The sequence below is a fragment of the Paludisphaera soli genome (genome assembly GCF_011064595.1).
GTDB classification, from domain to species: Bacteria; Planctomycetota; Planctomycetia; order Isosphaerales; family Isosphaeraceae; genus Paludisphaera; species Paludisphaera soli.
The window spans coordinates 201,204-220,388 of sequence record NZ_JAALJI010000006.1 but is presented as its reverse complement, the minus strand read 5'-3'; the positions used below and the strand labels follow the sequence as shown (position 1 = coordinate 220,388).

The 19,185-nt window shown below is 69.8% G+C and carries 26 protein-coding genes; all 26 read right to left on the bottom strand.

All coding sequences use genetic code 11. The features are described 5' to 3' along the window. Nucleotides 1-7 precede the first annotated feature (7 nt). On the bottom strand, nucleotides 8-1,981 hold the full coding sequence (gene dnaG, locus G6O68_RS10590) for a DNA primase (protein ID WP_165247429.1): 1,974 nt from the start codon (nucleotides 1,979-1,981) through the stop codon (nucleotides 8-10). Nucleotides 1,982-2,909: 928 nt separating this feature from the next. After that, nucleotides 2,910-4,601, bottom strand: a complete 1,692-nt coding sequence (locus G6O68_RS10585; protein ID WP_165247427.1) for a glycoside hydrolase family 5 protein — start codon at nucleotides 4,599-4,601, stop codon at nucleotides 2,910-2,912. A 104-nt stretch (nucleotides 4,602-4,705) separates the two neighbouring features. Further along, the gene (locus G6O68_RS10580; protein ID WP_165247425.1) at nucleotides 4,706-5,143 is read right to left on the bottom strand and encodes an HIT family protein; all 438 of its coding nucleotides are present in this window, start codon (nucleotides 5,141-5,143) and stop codon (nucleotides 4,706-4,708) included. Nucleotides 5,144-5,300: 157 nt separating this feature from the next. Further along, entirely contained in the window at nucleotides 5,301-5,723 is a 423-nt protein-coding gene (gene rplQ / locus G6O68_RS10575; protein ID WP_165247423.1) for a 50S ribosomal protein L17, read from the bottom strand. Nucleotides 5,724-5,827: 104 nt separating this feature from the next. Next, complete coding sequence (locus tag G6O68_RS10570; RefSeq protein WP_165247586.1) at nucleotides 5,828-6,823, bottom strand: DNA-directed RNA polymerase subunit alpha; 996 nt, start codon at nucleotides 6,821-6,823, stop codon at nucleotides 5,828-5,830. Between the two features lie 37 nt (nucleotides 6,824-6,860). Further along, on the bottom strand, nucleotides 6,861-7,490 hold the full coding sequence (rpsD, locus tag G6O68_RS10565; protein ID WP_165247421.1) for a 30S ribosomal protein S4: 630 nt from the start codon (nucleotides 7,488-7,490) through the stop codon (nucleotides 6,861-6,863). A gap of 166 nt (nucleotides 7,491-7,656) precedes the next feature. Continuing rightward, a complete protein-coding gene (rpsK, locus tag G6O68_RS10560; RefSeq protein WP_068409461.1) occupies nucleotides 7,657-8,037 on the bottom strand; it encodes a 30S ribosomal protein S11 in 381 nt (126 codons plus the stop codon). A gap of 199 nt (nucleotides 8,038-8,236) precedes the next feature. Beyond that, a complete protein-coding gene (gene rpsM / locus G6O68_RS10555) occupies nucleotides 8,237-8,620 on the bottom strand; it encodes a 30S ribosomal protein S13 (protein ID WP_165247418.1) in 384 nt (127 codons plus the stop codon). Nucleotides 8,621-8,714: 94 nt separating this feature from the next. Further along, on the bottom strand, nucleotides 8,715-8,828 hold the full coding sequence (gene rpmJ / locus G6O68_RS10550; protein ID WP_165247416.1) for a 50S ribosomal protein L36: 114 nt from the start codon (nucleotides 8,826-8,828) through the stop codon (nucleotides 8,715-8,717). Between the two features lie 497 nt (nucleotides 8,829-9,325). Further along, on the bottom strand, nucleotides 9,326-10,102 hold the full coding sequence (gene map, locus G6O68_RS10545; RefSeq protein WP_165247414.1) for a type I methionyl aminopeptidase: 777 nt from the start codon (nucleotides 10,100-10,102) through the stop codon (nucleotides 9,326-9,328). 154 nt (nucleotides 10,103-10,256) lie between these two features. Next, nucleotides 10,257-11,630, bottom strand: a complete 1,374-nt coding sequence (gene secY, locus G6O68_RS10540; protein ID WP_165247412.1) for a preprotein translocase subunit SecY — start codon at nucleotides 11,628-11,630, stop codon at nucleotides 10,257-10,259. Nucleotides 11,631-11,805: 175 nt separating this feature from the next. Further along, entirely contained in the window at nucleotides 11,806-12,306 is a 501-nt protein-coding gene (gene rplO, locus G6O68_RS10535) for a 50S ribosomal protein L15 (RefSeq protein WP_165247410.1), read from the bottom strand. Continuing rightward, nucleotides 12,306-12,803: a 30S ribosomal protein S5 gene (rpsE, locus tag G6O68_RS10530; protein ID WP_165247407.1), complete on the bottom strand. Its 498-nt coding sequence runs from the start codon at nucleotides 12,801-12,803 to the stop codon at nucleotides 12,306-12,308. The genes rplO and rpsE overlap by 1 nt, the downstream gene beginning before the upstream one ends. A gap of 101 nt (nucleotides 12,804-12,904) precedes the next feature. Continuing rightward, the gene (rplR, locus tag G6O68_RS10525) at nucleotides 12,905-13,282 is read right to left on the bottom strand and encodes a 50S ribosomal protein L18 (RefSeq protein WP_315852130.1); all 378 of its coding nucleotides are present in this window, start codon (nucleotides 13,280-13,282) and stop codon (nucleotides 12,905-12,907) included. 127 nt (nucleotides 13,283-13,409) lie between these two features. After that, complete coding sequence (rplF, locus tag G6O68_RS10520) at nucleotides 13,410-13,961, bottom strand: 50S ribosomal protein L6 (protein ID WP_165247405.1); 552 nt, start codon at nucleotides 13,959-13,961, stop codon at nucleotides 13,410-13,412. A 73-nt stretch (nucleotides 13,962-14,034) separates the two neighbouring features. Further along, complete coding sequence (gene rpsH, locus G6O68_RS10515; protein WP_165247403.1) at nucleotides 14,035-14,430, bottom strand: 30S ribosomal protein S8; 396 nt, start codon at nucleotides 14,428-14,430, stop codon at nucleotides 14,035-14,037. 202 nt (nucleotides 14,431-14,632) lie between these two features. Further along, on the bottom strand, nucleotides 14,633-14,818 hold the full coding sequence (locus G6O68_RS10510) for a type Z 30S ribosomal protein S14 (RefSeq protein ID WP_068409443.1): 186 nt from the start codon (nucleotides 14,816-14,818) through the stop codon (nucleotides 14,633-14,635). Nucleotides 14,819-14,915: 97 nt separating this feature from the next. Next, on the bottom strand, nucleotides 14,916-15,488 hold the full coding sequence (rplE, locus tag G6O68_RS10505; protein WP_165247401.1) for a 50S ribosomal protein L5: 573 nt from the start codon (nucleotides 15,486-15,488) through the stop codon (nucleotides 14,916-14,918). A 77-nt stretch (nucleotides 15,489-15,565) separates the two neighbouring features. Then, nucleotides 15,566-15,949 carry a 50S ribosomal protein L24 gene (gene rplX, locus G6O68_RS10500; protein WP_165247399.1) on the bottom strand — a complete coding sequence of 128 codons (384 nt, stop codon included), beginning with the start codon at nucleotides 15,947-15,949 and terminating at the stop codon, nucleotides 15,566-15,568. A gap of 83 nt (nucleotides 15,950-16,032) precedes the next feature. Further along, on the bottom strand, nucleotides 16,033-16,413 hold the full coding sequence (gene rplN / locus G6O68_RS10495) for a 50S ribosomal protein L14 (protein WP_165247397.1): 381 nt from the start codon (nucleotides 16,411-16,413) through the stop codon (nucleotides 16,033-16,035). Between the two features lie 43 nt (nucleotides 16,414-16,456). Continuing rightward, complete coding sequence (rpsQ, locus tag G6O68_RS10490) at nucleotides 16,457-16,810, bottom strand: 30S ribosomal protein S17 (protein WP_165247395.1); 354 nt, start codon at nucleotides 16,808-16,810, stop codon at nucleotides 16,457-16,459. 76 nt (nucleotides 16,811-16,886) lie between these two features. Next, on the bottom strand, nucleotides 16,887-17,108 hold the full coding sequence (rpmC, locus tag G6O68_RS10485) for a 50S ribosomal protein L29 (protein WP_165247393.1): 222 nt from the start codon (nucleotides 17,106-17,108) through the stop codon (nucleotides 16,887-16,889). A 110-nt stretch (nucleotides 17,109-17,218) separates the two neighbouring features. Continuing rightward, entirely contained in the window at nucleotides 17,219-17,638 is a 420-nt protein-coding gene (gene rplP / locus G6O68_RS10480) for a 50S ribosomal protein L16 (RefSeq protein ID WP_165247391.1), read from the bottom strand. Continuing rightward, entirely contained in the window at nucleotides 17,577-18,278 is a 702-nt protein-coding gene (rpsC, locus tag G6O68_RS10475; RefSeq protein WP_165247389.1) for a 30S ribosomal protein S3, read from the bottom strand. Before rpsC ends, rplP begins: the two co-directional genes overlap by 62 nt. Before the next feature lie 95 nt (nucleotides 18,279-18,373). Next, nucleotides 18,374-18,739 carry a 50S ribosomal protein L22 gene (rplV, locus tag G6O68_RS10470; RefSeq protein ID WP_165247387.1) on the bottom strand — a complete coding sequence of 122 codons (366 nt, stop codon included), beginning with the start codon at nucleotides 18,737-18,739 and terminating at the stop codon, nucleotides 18,374-18,376. Nucleotides 18,740-18,845: 106 nt separating this feature from the next. After that, nucleotides 18,846-19,127: a 30S ribosomal protein S19 gene (gene rpsS, locus G6O68_RS10465; protein WP_165247385.1), complete on the bottom strand. Its 282-nt coding sequence runs from the start codon at nucleotides 19,125-19,127 to the stop codon at nucleotides 18,846-18,848. Nucleotides 19,128-19,185 lie beyond the last annotated feature (58 nt).

The window sequence follows — 19,185 nt, the reverse complement described above, 5'->3', positions numbered from 1 at the left end:
TCCTCCCTCACGCACGAAACGTCGGATCGGGACGCGTCTTCTTGTCGGAAGTCCCGGCCCGCTGAGTCAGTAGTCGACGATATTCCAGTTGCAAGGCGCGATAAGCGTCGGGTTCAGCCGTCCGGTCGGTCTCTTCGAGGGCCTGCCGAAGGTCGGCGAGCCGCGTCAGCCGCTCGCGTTCCGCGAGCCGGCCGAGCACCGGTTCGAGTCGCTCGCCCCAGGTCCCCGGGGGGAACTGGACGGCGTCCAGGGGTTGCAGTTCAGGTCGGTCCAGTCCGTCTTGCAGGTCGCTCAGGTGGGCGACGACCGACCGGGGTCGGGGGTCGTCCAGGTTCTCCATGATCGCATCGAAGGTCGCGGCCGCTCCCTGGCCGTAGAGGTCGTAAGCGGCGTCCAGGATCGCGCGGGCCGCGTCGTCCCGGATGGCCGCCAGGGGGACCCGGGCGACGAGCCGGGCTACCACCTCCGGCTGGGCCACCACGATCGACACCAGCTCGCGTTCCACCGGGTCCATCGCCCGCAGGATGTCGGCCGCCGCGGGGATCGCCGCCGCGGCCTGTTCCGCGGCCGACGCCTCGGTCGGGGCCGGGCCCGCGCCCGCCGCCGAGGCCCCCGCCGGGGCCTTCCGCCGCGCGGCCCCCCGCAACTCCCTCAGCCGCCTGGCCAGCGGGCCGATCGGCAGCCTCAGGGCGTGGGCCAGCGAGTCCAGGGCCTTGTTCAACGCCAGGTCCTGCACGCTCCCCGGCCGCGAAGGGACCCGGCAGAGGATGCCCAGCACCCACTCCGCCCCCCGGCGGGCGCCCTCGATCGAGTCCAGGTCGAACCGCGACCGGGCCCGGTTGAGCACGAAGGCCAGGGGGTCGAGCGCGTCGGCGGCCAGCTTCCGGAATGCGTCGGCTCCTTCGCTCAAGAGGAAATCGCAAGGATCCAGGCCCGAAGGGAGCGACAGCACCCGCACGTCCAGCTCATGCCCCAGGAAGATCTCCAGCGCCCGCTCCGCCGCGGACTGCCCCGCCTCGTCGCCGTCGTAGACCAGGACCGCCCGGTCGGCCAGGCGCCGCAGCATCGGCACATGATCGTCGCCGAACGCCGTCCCCAGGGTCGCCACCACGTTCGCCAGCCCCACCTGGTGCGCGGCCATCACGTCGGTGTACCCTTCCATCACCGCGACCCAGCCCGCCTCGCGACAGGCCGACTTCGCGAGATCGGCGGCATACAAGATGCGACGCTTCTGGAAGATCGCCGTCTCCGGGCTGTTAACATATTTTGCGACACGAAATCCCCGAGACGAAGCCGCCCGCTCCGCTTCCGGGAGAATCCGCCCCCCGAACCCCACCGGCCGGCCTCGCTCGTCATGAATGGGAAAGATCAGCCGACCCCGAAATCGCGCATGCGCCTTGCCCGGCGCGTCTTCGGGGCGGATCGCCAAACCAGACTTCTCCAGCAGATCCCGCGACACCCCCCGACGCCGCGCCGCCTCGAACAGCCAGGCCGGGTCGTCCGGGGCGTAACCCAGGCGGAACCGCTGCGCCGTCGCCGCCGTCAGGCCCCGCCCCTCGACGTACGCCCGCGCCGGCTCGTGTCGCCCCAACGCCTCCTCGAACGCCCCCTCCGCCCACGCCAGCGCCGCCGTCAGCTCCGACTTCGAAGGCCCCTCCGGCCCCGAGCCCGCCCCCGTCGCCGGGCCGCTCTCCAGCACGATCCCCGCCCGCTCCGCCAGCATCCGCAACGCCTCGGGGAACTCGATCCGTTCGATCTTCTGCACGAACTCCAGCACGTCACCCCCCGCGCCACAGACCCAGCACTTGAAAGTCTGTCGCTCGGGATTCACTTCCAACGACGGATTATGGTCGTCGTGAAACGGGCAGAGCGCCTTGTGACGCGATCCGGCCCGATGCAAAGGCAGGTATTCGCCCACCAACCCCACGATGTCGACCGCGTTTTTTATGGCGGTCTTTATCGCATCGGATTGCCTGGGCACGGGAATCTCCTTGATCGTTCCGGCGCGAGTCCGGTTCCCTGGTTCACGCCGTCGCCGATCTCCAGCAGAGATCGCCGGCGCGCTCGCGCCTCGTTTGCCTGTGCCCAGCGGTCGTCTTGTCGGCGGGATCACCCGAATTATAGTCCCACCCGAAAAACGGTCAAGTTTTCGGACGACCTCGCCGAGACCTCGTCGATTTCTCTAACCGGGCATGGTTTTAGCAGTTAAGACAATCCGCCCCGACTCACCCCGCTTCTATCCATCCGTTCATCAGTTCCCCGCCCCTAGGCGGCCCATCCGGATTGCGCGCGGGCCTTCGGCCCGTCGCACACGGCCCGACGCCCCGAAATCCCCTTCTTCAAATGTCCCGCAAACCAGGTGTCCAAGTCAAGCCCCGGCGGGTTTTCCGGAAAGTTCGCGAGGGGCCCGACGCCGCGCCCTGCACCGTACCCGCACCGGGGCAGGTCGGCCCTATCCAACACTAGCTCCCGCCATCGCGGACGTCGGGGATGTGGCCCGCGACCATCATCGGTCCCGACGCCCTCGCTTCGATCCCTCGACCCCGCAAGGGCGGGGGGGGTGGAAGCCTTCGCACGTGGAAGCCCCGACCCGCCCCCGAGCCCACAACGCCCCGGCCCTTCCTCGGTTGACGTCCCGACGGGAAGGGTGAGGGGATGGGTAGGTAGTACGTCGGCATTTCGACGCCCCCCTCTGCACCCCCGCCTCGCCATCGCCGGTCGGGCATCGCCCGAGAGCCCCGGCGTGGAGGACGCGTCACGATCCTCGGATGAGCAATCGCCGACCTGTTCAAATCCTTCCCCGCCGGCGGGCGGAGGCGGGCGAAGGTCGAACGAGGGGGAAGGCCGGCACGAACAGCGTCGGCGTCCCGGCGACTTCCCCCCCGGCGGAGGCGCGGACGTCCGCCGATTCAGGGCTTGCCGAAGAGGGCCTCGCGAAGGCCGGGGAGCGGGCGATCGTTCTCGACGTCCCAGTAGTTGAAGCCGGCGTGCCAGTCCCAGATCGCCCAGCCGACGCCGGCCTTCTCCAGGCGCTTGCGGAACTCGCGGTAGTAGTTGGCCCGCGACTCCGGGTCGGCCGCCATGATCGCGCCGAACTCCCCGAGGTAGACCGGCCGGCCGTAGTATTCGGACCACTCGCGGATCTGCTCGGCCGCCTTGTCCATGACGGCGGGGCTCGACGGGTTCGACTCGGCCGGCGCCGTGTTGTACTCGCGGATCCAGGCGAGGAATCCGGGCGTGAGCTTGAGCGAGGGATCGGCCTCCAACGGCGAAGCCGGCGGGCCCGGGAACTTGATCCCCTTCTGCTTGCCGTCGTCGCCGCGGTTCGTCCAGGGCGCCCCCTGGTGGGTGAAGAAGAACGGGTCGTACGAGTGGACGGTGACCAGGATGTTCTCGTCGTCGTCCGGCAGTCGCAGCGCGGGGAGTTCCGAGATCGAGTTCCAGCGCCCGGGCCCGATGACGATCAGGCGGTCGGGGTCGACCTTGCGGATCGCCTTGACGGCCTCGGCGAAGATCGGATTGATCACTTCGGTCGTGGCCGCGTCCTTCGCCTCGTTGAGCAGTTCATAAGCGAGCGTGGCCCGGTGCTTCGCGTAGTGCTCGGCCACCTGCCGCCAGATCGCCAGGAACTTGGCCTTCTGGCCGGCGGGGTCGGTAGTGAAATCGTCGAAATGGTGGATGTTGATCAGCGCGGCGAGCCCCTCGCGGGCCGCGGCGTCCACGAAGGCGTCCACGCGCTTGAAGATGTCGGCCGAGAGCTTGTACGCCGGGGCGGGGCCGGCGTAGTGGTGCCAGCCGATCGGGACCCGGATGTGGTCGAAGCCCTCGGCCTTGATCTTCCGCACGTCGTCGGCCGTGTACTTCACGGCCCAGTTCTGCCCGGGAGGGACTTCCAGGCCGTTGCCCAGGTTGGCGCCCCGGAGGAACTTCGCGGCGTTGCGGTGCGCGGGGGTCTCGCGGCCGGCGATCCGCTTCATGTCCCGGAAGCCCTCGGGCGTCCGCGCGCGGGCCCTGATCTCGACCACGACCGGCGCGCCGGCCTTGACGATCAGCCGCGTGGTCAGCGGTTCGTCGTGCCAGGTCCGGCCCAGGTGCGAGCCGGTCGCGGCCGGCGACGCCTCGCTGGAGGGCTCGACCTTCCCCGCCCCCTCCCAACCTTTCCGAGACTCGAAGCCGGCGTCGGCCGCCAGCTCCGCGCCCTCGGCGCGGAGGTCGTCCCAGAGGATCTCCTGGCGATACACCCCGCCCCCGGGCGCCTGCTCCCAGGGGCCCATCAGGGACAGCGTGACGGTCCCGGACTGGACCGGCGTGAAGCCGACCGCGACCGCACGCCAGCCCAGCCGGTCGATCCGGAAGTTGACCGTGTAGCCGCGATCCACGCGGTCGGCGGGGACCCAGTTCATGCGGCCGATCGTGCCGTCGCCGGCGACGATGCGGCCCTGGTCGATCGCGACGTCGGCCGTCAGGTCGAACCGGCCGGTGGTGGCGAGCCTGCCGGGCGCGGGGTCGGCGGCCCGGGCGTGCAGGGCGGACAGGGCGAGCAGGACGCCGGCCGCGAGGGCGGACGCGAGCGGCGAAAGTCTTCGGATGCGGAGCGTCATGGAAGTGGACTCCCGGGAAAGGAGGGACGCCGCGGGGGCGGGTCCGATTTCCGGGGAAAGGGGGAGTCCGCCCGGGGGCGCGTTCGGGACGAGGCGTCGCCGCCTCAGTCGTCGGCGTGGCCGCCGAGTTCGCGCTGGATGAGGGAGGCCGTCCGGCCCATCTCGTCGCCGAGGTAGGAATCGTGCGGCCAGGGCCAGCGCACGGGATCGTCCTCGAAGCGGGGGATGACGTGCCAGTGGCAGTGGAAGATCGTCTGGCCGGCGACCCGGCCGCTGTTGATGATCGTGTTGGAGCCGTCGGCCCCGGTGGCGGCGACCACCGCGCGGGTCAGCCGAGGGACGAGCGAGCCCACGTGCGCCGCCAGGTCGTCCGGCAGCTCCGCGACCTGCGCGTGGTGATCCCGGGGGATGATCAGGACGTGCCCCTTCGCCACCGGGTTGATGTCCAGGATCGCGACCGCGCGATCGGTCTCCAGCACGCGGGCCGAAGGGATCTCGCCGTGGACGATCTTGCAGAAGAGGCACTTGGGATCGCGGCTCATCGTGCGGCGCTCCTGACGGGCGAAGGCCGGGGCCGGCGCGGGACGGCCGGGGACGAGGCGACGGGGGAGGGCGCGCGGGGCGGATCGGGCCGTCGGGGTTCGCGGCCGATCCGCCCCGCATCGTTCGGGGCGATTCGAATCGATCGGGTCGATCCGATCAGGACGCCGGGGCCTCGGCCGCGACGACGGCGGGGCGGCTGGGGGTCTTGATGGCCTCGTTCTCGCCCAGGAGCTGGATGACGGCCATCTCGGCGGCGTCGCCCTGGCGGACCTTGGCGAGCTTGTAGATGCGGGTGTAGCCGCCGGGACGGCCGGAGAATCGGGGGCCGATCTCGTGGAACAGCTTGTAGGCGACCTCTTTGTTGGTGAGGACGGCCAGGCTGCGGCGGAAGGGGTCGAGCTTGAAGCCCTCCTTGGCGGAGGTGATCAGCTTCTCGACGTAGGGCTGCAGTTCCTTCGCCTTGGGGACGGTCGTGGTGATCTTGCCGTGCTCCAGCAGCGCCGTGGCCAGGTTGCGCAGGAGCATGCGGCGGTGTTCGGGGGAACGCTTGAACTTGCGGCCGGCTTTCTTGTGACGCATGGCGAATTTCTTATCTGATCGTAAGGGCTTCGTCGGTCCGGCCCGGGGTCGCCGCGCCTCAGGGGGTGCGGGGCGGCGGCCCGGGCGGAGGTCGCGAAAACCGGTCAGCTCTTGGGGGGGACGTTCATGCCCAGGTCGAGGCCGATCTCGTGGAGCTTGGCCCGGACCTCCTTGAGGGTGGTCTCGCCGAAGTTGCGGACGTTGAGGAGCTGGTCCTCGGAGCGGCTCACCAGGTGGCGGACGGTGGTGATCCCCTCGCTCTCCAGGCAGTTGGTGGCCCGGACGGACAGCTCCAGCTCGGCGAGGCTCATGTCGAGCTTGCGCTCGAGCTCGGCGTCGAGCGGGGCGTAGTTGCCGCCGTCGTACGGGCCGGACTCGCTGGGGAGGCCGGGGCCGGGCTCGTTGTACTGGACGAACGGGTTCAGGTGCTTGCGGAGGATCTTGGCGGCCTCGACCAGCGCCATCTCGGGGTTGAGGACGCCGGTGGTCCAGATCCGCAGGATGAGCTTGTCGTAGTTGGTCCGCTGGCCGACGCGAGTGTTCTCGACGTTGTACTCCACCCGGTGGACCGGGCTGAAGCTGGAGTCGATCGGGATGACGCCGATCTCCAGGTCGTCGGTGTGGCCCTCGGCGGCGGTCTTGTAGCCCCGGCCGTTCTCGACGGTCATCTCCAGGTGGAAGGGGACGTCGTCGGTCAGCGTGCAGAGGATGTGATCGGGATTGATGATCTCGATCGACTCGTCGTGGAGGATGTCGGCCGCGGTGACCACGCCCCGGCGGTCGCGGTCGATCCGGATCGTCCGCGGGTGCTCGGAGTGGTTCTTGACGACGAGCAGCTTGATGTTGAGGACCAGGTCGGTGATGTCGTCGACCATGCCGGGGATCGACGAGAACTCGTGCTGGACCCCCTGGATCTTGATCTTGGTGATCGCGCTCCCCTCCAGGCTGGAGAGGAGGATGCGGCGCAGGCTGTTGCCCACGGTGTGGCCGAAGCCGCGCTCGAACGGCTCGACGTGGAACTCCCCGAACGTGTCGGAGAGGTTGTCGCGGTTGCAGACGACTCGGCTGGGCAGTTCGAGCCCGCGCCAACGGATACGCATCATGAATCCCCCTGGTGGTGCTCTCGGCCGGTCGCGATCAGCGGCTCAACAACTCGACGATCAACTGCGGCGTCACCGGCAGGGCCACGTCCTGGACGGTGGGCAGCCGGCTGACGCGGCCCTCGGGGGGATCGGTGCTGATCCGGTCGAGCCAATCGGGGACGGGGGCCACGAAGTCGGCCGCCTGGTTCTCCAGCGCGAGGTTCCGCGAGTGCTCGCGGTCCTTCACCGAGACCTGGTCGCCGGGGCGGACGAGGTAGCTCGGGATGTCCACCTTCTTGCCGTTGATCAGGATGTGGCCGTGGCGGATGAACTGCCGGGCCTGGGGGCGGCTGGCGGCGAACTGGAGCCGGACGACGACGTTGTCCAGCCGGCGCTCCAGCAGCGACATCAGGGCGTCGCCCGTGTTGCCGGTCTTGCGGATCGCCTCGGCGTAGTACTTGCGGAACTGCCGCTCGAAGATGCCGTAGTAGCGCTTGACCTTCTGCTTCTCGCGAAGCCGGATGGCGTACTCGCTGGCCTTGCCCCGGCGGAACTGGTGCATGCCCGGGACGCCGTCCCGGCGCGCGACGGCGCACTTGTTGCTGTGGCAGCGGGCGCCCTTGAGGAAGAGCCTGAGGCCCTCGCGGCGGCAGAGTCGGCAGACTGGCCCTGTATATCGTCCCATGGTAGATCCAACGAACCTCGAACGTTTGGTTTGACTCGTAAGTGTGCGGCGAAGGGGGGCCCGTCGTGCGGGCCCCGGTGGTGTCGCGGACGCGACGCGGGGGGTGGCGTCGGCCGGGGGCGGGGGGGCTCCGCCGCCGGCCCGGGCGTCGCGCCGCGGGCGGCGGTCAGACGCGGCGCTTCTTGGGGGGGCGGCAGCCGTTGTGCGGCAGCGGGGTGACGTCCTCGATCGCCTTGATCGACAGGCCGGAGGCCTGGATCGCGGTGATCGCGCTCTCGCGGCCGGAGCCGGGGCCCTTGACCTTCACCTCGACCTCCTTGACGCCGTACTTCGTCGCCGACGCGGCGGCCGTCTCGGCGGCGCGCTGGGCGGCGAACGGGGTGCTCTTGCGGCTCCCCTTGAAGCCGACGGTCCCCGACGAGGCCCAGCAGAGGGCGTCGCCGTTGGGGTCGGTGATCGTGACGGTCGTGTTGTTGAACGTCGCCTTGATGTGCACCACCGCACGGCTTACGTTGCGTCGCGTCTTCCGCTTCTTGGCCTTGGCCACGGGTCCTGCGCTCCTCGTCTACTCTGATTCGTGCCTGGGTCGTCCGCGGATCGAAAGACCCGCCGCCGGCCGGCGGACGCCTCGCGCCCGCCCTGTCCACTCGATCGATCCGCGTCCCCCGCCGCGACTCGTCCCGGCCTGCGCGAACCCGGCGCGGGCCAAGGGCCGCGACGCCGGCCCCACGCGGGCCGAGGAGCCGTCAGCGCATCTCCTTGACGCCCTTCTTGCCGGCCACCGTCTTCCGCGGCCCCTTGCGGGTCCGGGCGTTGGTCCGGGTCCGCTGGCCGCGGACGGGCAGGCCCTTGCGGTGCCGCAGGCCCCGGTAGCAGCCGATCTCGCGGAGCCGGCCGATGTTCTGCTGCACCTGGCGGCGGAGCTGGCCTTCCACCGTGTACTCGTTGTCGAGCAGGCCGGCCAGCTTCGCCAGGTCGTCCTCGCTCAGGTCGCGGGCGCGCTTCTCCGGGTCGATACCCGCCCGCTCGCAGAGTTGCTCCGCGAGGAACGGCCCGATCCCGTAGATGTAACGCAGCGAGATCACCGTCCGCTTGTCGTTGGGTATGTCCACGCCCAGAATACGAGGCATTCCATCAGTCTCCGTCGATCCACGGCTGTTCTTGTCTTGGGATCGGCCGAGCCGCCCGACGCACCCCGGCCGAGGCCGGGCGCGCCGCGAGGGGTCAGCCCTGTCGTTGCTTGTGCCGGGGGTTGGAGCAGATCACCAGGACCTTGCCCTCCCGACGCACGATCTTGCAGTTCTCGCAAATCCTCTTGACGCTCGATCGCACTTTCATGGCCGTCGCTGCTTTCGTCTCTCTTGGGTCCCGGGGCTCCGCAACACGTCCGGACGCCCTCCCCGGATGACGCGCCCTCGGGACGCGCCTTCGGTTCGCCCGCCCCGGCGAATTCCTACGCTCGCCGTCGCGCGACCGTTCGGCGTCCGCCGGCCGATCGAAAGACCCGAGTCCGCGGCGGGCCCGACGTCGGCGGGGCGGCCGACGTCCGGAAAGGGCCGGAACCGAGGCGGCTTCGGACCGCCGCCATTCCCGAGCCGGCCGCCTGAAGTCCCGATGATCGCTCTCGCCGATCCGACCCGTCGGTCGCCGGGCTTCAAGGAGCCCAGGCGCACGGAGGCTTGGCGGGTCTTCAGGGGAATTCGACCATCCTAACGATGTTGCTCCACTTCCGCAAGGGCCTCTCCGTTCCGTTCCGTCAAGATTATTCCGCCGCGATTCCCGGCCGCCGCCGGCCTCGATCGTCGCATCCGGCCCGGCCCCGGGGGCGTCTCGCTTCAGGGGAGCGTCAGCACCTGGGGGCCGTCGACGGTCATGGCGATCGTGTGTTCGAAGTGGGCGCTGGGGCGACGGTCGCGGGTCTCGACCGTCCAGCCGTCGTCCAGCGTCCGGACGTCCTTGGTCCCCATCGCCACCATGGGCTCGACGGCCAGGACGACGCCCGGTTCTAGCCGGATGTCGTGCCGCCGGAGCGCCTTGCTGACGAAGTTGGGGACCTGCGGCTCCTCGTGCATGTCCTTGCCGATGCCGTGGCCGACGAACTTCTCGATCACGAAGAAGCCCTGGCTCTTGACGTACTGCTCCATCAGCGAGGCGACCTCGGACCAGTATCGGCAGCGCCCCATCGCGCGGATGGCGAGGTCCAGGGTCTCGGCCGTGCAGTCGAGCAGCTTGCGAACGTCGGGGGCGACCTCGCCGATGGCCAGGGTGACGGCGGCGTCGCCGCACCAGCCGTTGAGCCGACAGCCGGTGTCGATCGCCACCACGTCCCCCTCGCGGAGGGGGCGGCGGTTGGGGATCCCGTGGACGACGTGCTCGTTCACGCTGGAGCAGATGACCCCGGGGAACGGCGGCTTGCCGCGGGTGGAGCAGGGGTAGCCGAGGAAGAGGGGCTCGGCGCCCGCCTCCCGGAAGACGGCGGCGACGGCCTCGTCGATGTCGGCGGTGGTGGCCCCGGGGACGGCGAGCTTGCGGGCCTCGGCGTGGGCGCGGGCCACGAGCCGGCCGGCCTCGCGCATCAGGGCGATCTCGCGAGGGCTCTTGAGCTGGATCACGGGCGCCCTCCGGGCCGACGGCGGCTCCGATCCCGGTCTCGGCCCGCCGGCCCCCTCCGGACGCCGCAGGGCGCCGGAGAGGAAGGACGGCAGCGGGGGGCGGCGGCCCGGTCCGCGTTGCGATGACACGATGCGGGGTCTCCGTCTCCTGGCGTCATTTCCGGTTCACGAGGCCCGAATAGTTCCGCATCACCAGGTGGCTGTCGATCTTCTGCACCAGGTCGAGGCAGACGCTGACGACGATCAGGAGCCCCGTCCCGCCCAGGAACTGGGCCACCGTGAAGTCCACGTTCAGGCCGTTCTGGACCAGCGACGGGATCACCGCGACGAGCGACAGGAAGGCCGCCCCCACGTAGGTGATCCGCAGCATCACCTTCTCCAGGTACTCGGCCGTGCGACGCCCCGGACGGTAGCCCGGGATGAAGCTGCCGTAGTCCTTCAGGTTCTCGGACATGTCCTTCGGGTTGAAGGTGATGGCCGTCCAGAAGTAGCAGAAGAAGTAGATCATCACGATGTTGCAGATCGTGTAGAGGTAGCTCTGGCGCTGGAAGGCGTCGGCCAGGTCCTGGAACGTCGTGGCGAAGAACGAGCCGACCGTCCAGGTCTCGGACCGCAGCCCGGCGGTGGCGCGGGCCAGTCCGTTGAAGATCAGGGACGGGAAGATGAGCAGGCTGGAGGCGAAGATGATCGGCATGACGCCGGCCTGGTTCACCTTCAGCGGCAGGTACTGCCGGGTGCCGCCGAAGACCCGACGGCCCCGGACGTGCTTGGCCGACTGGGTGGGGATCCGCCGCTGGCTCTCGGTGATCGCCACGACCCCCACGACCACGGCTATGAACAGGCCGATCAGCAGGACGATCGTGATGATGCCGTACTTGCCGGGCTCGGGCGTCAGGCGGGTGGTGGCGTTCTGCCAGAGCCCCTGCAAGGCGACGGGGAGCCGCGACAGGATGCCCGCCATGATCAGCAGGCTGATCCCGTTGCCGATGCCGTACTCGTCGATCTGCTCGCCGACCCACATCAGGAACACCGTGCCGGCGGTCATGATGCAGACCGAGACCATGCCGTGCCAGAAGTCGCGGTACTGGGGGAGCACCACGTTCATCTGGGGGCTCATCATGTATTGCACCCAGAACGCGCTTTGCACGGCGCATAAGATCACCGTGGCGTATCTCGTGTACTCGTTGATCCGCTTCCGGCCGCTCTCCCCCTCCTTCATCATGGCTTCGAGCGAGGGGACGACGCTGCCGAGGAGCTGGAAGATGATCGAGGCCGAGATGTAGGGCATGATCCCCAGGCCGAAGATCGTGCTCATGCCGATCGACGTGCCGCCGAACATGGCGACGGTGCCGAAGATCTTGCCGGCGGCGTTGGTGTTGAGCTGCTCTTCCCAGTTCCGGAGCTGGGCCTGGTTGACGATCGGCAGCGGGACGTAGAACCCGATCCGGTAGATGGCCAGGAGCAGGGCGGTGAACAGGATCTTCCGCCGGAGTTCGGGGATCTTGAAGATGGTGATCAACTTGTCCACGCGCGATCGCCTCCGCTGGGGCCGTGGGTCGTCGTTCGGGCCGGGTCCGAGGTCGAGGCCCCGGCGTCCGGCCCGTCCGGGGCCGTCGCGGCGGGGCGTCGCCTCGCTGGAAATAGGACCGCCGCCGACGCGCCGATCGCCGATCGACGGGCCGCGGCGGGATGGAAGGGAGGGGTCAGGACCCGGGGGTCTCGGCCTCGTCCTGCTTGGCGACCTTGCCCACGTAGGGGGCGACGACGGCCTTGCCGCCGGCGGCCTCGAGCTTGGCGGCGGCCGAGGCGCTGAACTTGGTGGCGCGGACCTCGAAGGCCTTGGTCACCTCGCCGTCGCCGAGGATCTTGATGCCGTCGTGGGCGTAGCCCTTGACGAGGCCCTTGGCCCGGAGGGCGGCCTCGTCGACGACGCCGGCCTCGGGGAAGAACGAGTCGAGCTCGCCCAGGTTGACGAGCACGTAGTGCTTCTTGAAGGCGCCGTTGAAGAAGCCCCGCTTGGGGACGCGGCGGGCCAGGGTGATCTGGCCGCCCTCGAAGAGCGCGCCGATCTTGAAGCCCTGGCGGGACGAGTGCCCCTTGTGGCCCTTGCTCGACGTCTTGCCGTGCCCCGAGCCGACGCCGCGGCCCACGCGCTTCCGCTTCTTGTACTTCTGGATGCCCTGGTGGACGTCGTGGATTTGCATCAGATCTGGACTCCCCGGAGGCGGGCGATCTCTTCCTTGGTGCGGAGCTGGGTCAGGCCCTGGATGGCGGCCTTGACCAGGTTGAGCTTGTTGGTGGAGCCGAGGCTCTTGGTGAGGACGTCGCGGATCCCCGCGGCCTCGACCACGGCGCGGACGGCGCCGCCGGCGATCACGCCGGTGCCCGGCGCGGCGGGCATCAGCAGCACCCGCGCGGCCCCGAAGCGGCCGACGACCGCGTGGGGCACGGTGGTCCCCTTCAGCTGGACCCGCTTCATCTGCTTGTGGGCGTCCTTGACGCCCTTCTCGACGGCCGGCGGGACCTCGTTGGCCTTGCCGTAGCCCCAGCTCACCTGCCCGCGGCCGTTGCCGACCACGACGAGCGCGTTGAAGCTGAACCGGCGGCCCCCCTTCACGACCGCCGCGCAACGGCGGATCGAGACGACGCTCTCAACCCATTCGCCGCGGTCGCGGTCGCGATCTCGTGTGTCGGTCGACACGTGGGATGCTCCTTCTCTCTGCCAAGTAGATTCGGTATGGGCTGCCGGTCGACCGGATGGCGGGCGACGCGACGTGGATTCGATCGGCGGCGGCGGTCGGCTCAGAACTCGAGGCCGCCCTCGCGGGCGGCCGTCGCCAGGGCCTCGACGCGGCCGTGGTACTTGTAGCTGCGGCGGTCGAAGCAGATCTTGCCGACGCCGGCCTCCTTGGCCCGCGCGGCGACGACCCGGCCGACGACCGCGGCGGCGGCCTTATTGCCGCCGTACTTGACCTCGGCCTTGACCTCGGCGTCGACGGTGCTCGCCTGGGCGAGGGTCTTGCCGGACAGGTCGTCGATGACCTGGGCGTAGATGTGCTTGGAGCTGCGGAAGACGGCCAGGCGGGGACGCTCGGGCGTGCCGGCGAGCCGTTTGCGGACCCGGCGCTGGCGGCGCACGCGGCGCGTCTGGACCAGGTGGTGGTGGTTGGCGGTGTCCACGGGAACGATCCTCTCGCTGTCGGCGGCCGGCGGGGCTCGCGTCCGTCTCGGGGACGGGGGCGGGGCCGGCGCCGTCTCGGCTGGGTCTTGCGGGTCTCTGGATTATCTCATGCAGGGCGACGCGACGTCACTTCGAGCCGAACGCCTTGCCCGCCTTGCGACGGACGGCCTCGCCCTCGTAGCGGATGCCCTTGCCCTTGTACGGCTCTGGGGGGCGGACGCTGCGGATCTCGGCGGCGAACTGGCCGACCGCCTGCTTGTCGGCGCCGGTGACGACGACGTGGGTGGCGTCGGGGACGGCCACCGTCACGCCCGCGGGGGCCTCGAGGACGACCTGGTTGGCGTAGCCGACCTGGAGCGCCACCGTGTTCGCCTTCTTGAGCTGGGCCTGGTAGCCCACGCCCACGATCTCCAGCTTCTTGGTGTAGCCGGTCGCCACGCCCTCGACCATGTTGGCCACCAGGCTCCGGGTCAGGCCGTGGAGGGCGCGGCTCTCCCGCTCGTCGTCGCGGCGGGCGACGGCGATCTCCTTCTTGGCCTCGTCGAAGGTCACGGCCACCTCGGGGCGGTGGGCGTAGCTGAGCTTGCCCTTGGGCCCCTCGACCTGGATCGTCGAGTCGGCGATCGCGACTTTCACGTTGGCCGGGACGACGACCGGCTTTCGACCGATACGGGACATGGCTCCGTCTTCCTCGTTCTGGTTCTGGCGGTGGGGGGGGTTCGGTTCCCGGGGGGGCGGCGGCCCGGCTCGGTCAGTAGATCATGGCCAGGACCTCGCCGCCGACCTTCTGGTCGCGGGCGAGGCGGTCGCTGACGATCCCCCGGGGGGTGCTGAGGATCTGGATGCCCATGCCGCCGAGGACCGGCTTGAGGTCCTTGTAGCCCCGGTAGACCCGGCGCCCCGGCTTGCTGACGCGGTCGATCTTGGTGATCAGCCGCTCGCCGTTGGGGCCGTACTTCATGTGGAGCCGGAGGGTGCGGGCCGGGACGGTCTCGATCTCTTCGAAGTCCCAGATGTAGCCTTCGTCCTTGAGGACCTGGGCGATCCCCCGCCGCATGTTGGAAGCGGGCATGTCGAGGGACGTGCGCTCGATCCGGACGGCGTTGCGGATCCGGGTCAGCATATCTGCGATCGGGTCGGTCATCATGGCGGGGAAGCCTTCCTGAACCGTCGCGGGTAACGTCCCCGGGGGCGCCTCTCGGGGGCGGCTCCGCGTGTCGGGGTGCGTCGGCGCGGCGGGGCGACTCGGACGGACGCGACTGTTCTGTTCGGTGTACGGTTGGGGTTGGTCCCGGCCGGCGTCGGGCCGGCGGGTCGCGGCGGGGGGCCCGGCGGCCCGGCCCGGCGCGCTACCAGCTCGCCTTCTTGACGCCCGGGATCAGGCCGCGGCTGGCCAGGTTCCGGAAGCAGATCCGGCAGATGCCGAACTTGCGGTAGTAGGCTCGGGGGCGGCCGCAGAGCCGGCACCGGTTGCGGTGCTGGACGGCGAACTTGCGGGGCGTCTCGGACTTGATCTTCTGGGCCTTGGTCGACATGCTCAACCTTCCAGGACCGTGGGGTGGACGCCTCGCGGCGGCCGGTCAATATCGCGTCGGGGCGGTGTTTCGGGGTGCGGAAAACGTCGGTCCGGGATCAGCCGGCGCCCAGCCGGCCGCCTGCGGCGCCGGGGGCCCGGAAGGGCACGCCCAGGAGGCGGAGCAGCTCCCGCGCCTGGTCGTCGTTCGTGGCCGTCGTGACGATGGTCACGTCCATGCCGTGGGTGTGCTGGATGCGGTCGGCGTCGATCTCGGGGAAGACGACCTGCTCGGCCAGGCCCAGGCTGTAGTTGCCGTGGCCGTCGAAGCTGTTGGGGTTCAGGCCGCGGAAGTCGCGGATACGGGGCAGGGCGATCGACACCAGGCGGTCGAGGAACTCGTACATCCGCGACCCCCGCAGGGTCACCTTGCAGCCGATGTCGTTCCCCTCGCGGAGCCGGAAGCCCGACACCGAGGTCTTGGCCTTGGTGATCGCCGGCCGCTGGCCGGTGATCCGGCCCAGGCTCTCGGCGGCCGAGTCCAGGACGGTCTTGTCCTGGGTCGCCTTGCCGACGCCCATGTTGACGACGATCTTGGACAGCTTGGGGATCGCCATCGGGTTGTCGAGGTTGAACTTGGCGGCGACCGCCTGCTTGATCTCGGTCTTGTACTGTTCTTGGAGGCGAGCCATTCCCGGTTTCCTTCGTTATCGGCGGCGGGCTTGCGGTCTCCGCCCCCGGGGCCCGGCCTCGGGGGGGGCGGCGGTCGTCAGCGTTCGGCCTGGGCCGACGCGGCCTCGGCGTGGGCCTTCTTCTTGGGCCCGAGCGTCCCCAGCCCCTGGCCGCACTTGCGGCAGAAGCGCTCCTTCAGGCCCTCGGAGGTGAACCGCGAGCCCTGGCGGACGCCGCGGTTGCACTTCGGGCAGTACAGCAGGACGTTCGAGACGTCGACGGGCATTTCCTTGGAGAGCCGGCCCCCCTGGGGGTTCTTCTGGCTCGGCTTCATGTGCTTGTAGACCCGGTTGACCCCCTCGACGACGACTTTGTTCTTCGAGGGGACGGCCCGGAGCACCTTGGCGATGCGGCGGCTCGACGGGGTCCCCTTGTCGTCGCCGGCGATCACTTCGACCTGGTCGTCTTTCCGGATATGCATGGTTCACTCGCTCGCTTGCGGAAACGCGCCGCGGGGTCGGGTCGGGGGTCGGGGTCGGTCGGCCGGGCCCGCGCCTCGGTCGGTCAGACGACCTCGGCGGCCAGGCTGATGATCTTCATGAACTGGCGGTCGCGGAGCTCGCGGGCGATGGCCCCGAAGATGCGCGTGCCGCGGGGGTTCTTGTCGTTGTCGATCAGCACGACCGCGTTGCGGTCGAACTTCACGTAGCTGCCGTCGGTGCGGCGGGCCTGGTTGCGGGTCCGGACGATGACGCAGCGGACCACGTCGCCGGCCTTGACGTCGCTGCCGGGCGAGGCCTTCTTGACGCTGGCGATGATGGTGTCGCCGATGCCGGCGGTGCGCCGCTTGTAGCGGGACGCGCTGCCGCCGAGCACCTTGATGCACATCACTTCCTTGGCGCCGCTGTTGTCGGCCACGTCGAGCCGGGTCTGCATCTGGATCATGGGTCGGTGACCTTTCGGTGGTCGGGTTCGGGTCGCGGGGCCGTCAGTCGGCCGGCTTGGGGGTGGGGGTCGGGGCCGCGGCCTCGCCCTCGCCGGCGAGCGCCTGCTGCGCCCCCTTGCGGACGATCCGGACCAGCCGCCACCGCTTCAGCTTCGACAGCGGCCGGGTCTCCATGATCTCGACCAGGTCGCCGACGTGCGACTCGTTCAGCTCGTCGTGGGTGTGGCAGACCGTCCGCCGCTTCATCAGCTTGCCGTACTTGTCGTGGGGCACGAGGCGGTCGACCACGACCCGGCGGGTCTTGTTCATCTTGTCCGAGGCCACCACCCCCACCTCCGTCTTGCGGGGGCGGCGGGCGGGCGTCGCGTCTGCGTTCGCGGGGCTGGGTTGGCTCATCGTGCGTGCTTCGATTTCGGGTTGAGGCTTTGGTGGATGTCGCGTCGCCTTCCGACGCCCCCCGGCGGGGGGACTGTCAGGAGGCGGCCCCGGCGGCCTTCTCGCGCTCGATCTGCCGCTGGCGGAGGATCGTCTTGATCCGGGCGATCTCGCGCTTGGCCTTGATGATCTCGCTGGGGGCCTCGAGCCGCTCGGTCTCGCTCTGGAGCCGCAGGCGGAACAGGTTCTTCTGCACGTCCTTCAGCCCCAGCTCGAGCTGCTCGTCGGAGTGTTCGCGGAGTTCGGAGGCCTTGCTCATGGGTCCTTTCGTCCTTCCGGTCGTCTCGGCCCGCTCGCGGGCCTCCGGTCGTCGTCTTCGCTTCGCTCGTCTCGCTTCGCTTCGATCCCGGCCCCCGCCCGATCGGTCGGTCAGACCGTCGGCCGGCGGGCGACGAAGCGGCAGGCGACCGGCATCTTGTGGGCCACGCGGTTGAACGCGGCCCGGGCGGCGTCCTCGGACAGCCCGCCGATCTCGTAGAGGATCGTCCCCGGCTTCACCACGGCGGCCCAGAACTCGACCTCGCCCTTGCCCTTGCCCATGCGGGTCTCGGCCGGGATCGCGGTCACGCTCTTGTGGGGGAAGATCCGGATGTAGAGCTTGCCGCCCCCCTTGACCGCCTGGCTGGCCACCACGCGGCCCGCCTCGATCGTCTGGGCGCTGATCCGCCCGGGCTCCAGAGTCTGCAGGCCCCACTCCCCGAACGAGACGTAGTTGCCCCGGGTGGCGTTACCTTTTACGCGGCCTTTTTGGCTTTTTCGATACTTGACCCGCTTGGGCATCAGCGCCATCGGTCGCCTCCATCTTCAAATAGTCGCCCTGGTTGACCCACACCTTGACGCCGATGTGGCCCTGCGCCGTCTTGGCCTCGGCGAAGCCGTAGTCGATCTTGGCCCGGAGCGTGCTCAGGGGGACCGACCCCTTGGCCGCCGCCTCGGTCCGCGACATCTCGGCCCCGCCCAGGCGGCCCGACAGCTGGACCTTGACGCCCTTGGCGCCGCCGTCCATCGTCTGCTCGAGCGCCCGCTTGATCGTCCGCCGGAAGCTCGAACGCTTCTGGAGCTGCTCGGCGATGTCCTCGCTGATCAGCTGGGCGTCGATCTCGGGGCGCGGCACCTCGACGATCTTGATCTCGATCCGCCGGCCGGTGAGGTTCTGCAGCTCCTCCTGGAGCTTCTCGACCTCGGCCCCCTTGCGGCCGATCACCACCCCCGGCCGCGCCGTCGACAGCAGCACCGTCACGGCGTCTCGCGTCCGCTCGATCTCGATCTTGGGGATGCCGGCGAATCCGTACTTGTTCTTGATGAACTTCCGGATCTTGAAATCCTCGACCAAGAGGTCCGCGAACTCATGCTTGGAGGCGTACCAGCGGCTCCGCCAGTCCTCCATGATGCCCACGCGGAACCCGGTCGGTCGAACCTTCTGGCCCATCGCTCAGCGTCCCCCGGCTTGTGGATAGCGCATCTCTTCGTCCTCTCGTCCTCGATTCCTCGGCGGGCGAAGGCGCCCGGCCGGGGGGTGTCTCGTCAGCCCTCGTCGCCCCGGGTGCTGAAATCCTCCAGCCCGATCGCGATGTGGCTGCTGCGGCGGCGGATCAGGTAGGCCATGCCCCGAGCCCGGGGCATCAGCCGCTTGAACATCGGCCCGCCGTCGCCCCGGGCGTCGGTGATCACCAGGTCGCCGGCGTTGCGGACGCCGCGATCCTCGGCGTTCGCCATGGCGCTCCGCAGGACCCGCTCGACCATCCGGGCGCCGCGGTGGGGCATGTACTTCAGGATGTCGAGCGCGTCGTCCGCGTACTTGCCGCGGATCAGGTCCAGCAGGGGCCGGACCTTCCGCACCGAGATGCGGGCGAAGCGGTGGCTGGCCGTGTATTCGGCGATGGTGCTCATGACCGGGGTCTCGTGTTAGGTCCGCGGGGGCCGGGGGCGGGGCCCCGTGCGTCTCGTCTCAGTCTCGTCCTGTCGCGGGGGGCCGAGGCCGGCCGCCCGGGCCGGGTCACTTGCGGGCGCCCTTGGCGGACTTGCCGCCGTGGCTGCGGAAGGTCCGCGTCGGCGCGAACTCGCCGAGCTTGTGGCCGACCATGTCCTCGGTGACGTACAGCTTGATGAAGTTCTTGCCGTTGTGGATCGCGAAGTTCTTGCCGATGAACTCGGGCACGATGGTGCAGGCCCGGGCCCAGGTCTTGATCGGCTCGCGGGCGCCGGTGGCGTCGGCCTTGGCGGCCTTCTCCAGCAGCCGCTCGACGACGTACGGGCCTTTCTTGAGCGAACGTCCCATGAATGCAGCTTCCCTTGGTAGGCGTTGAAGCGGGCGGGGCCCCCGCCGCGGGCCCGGG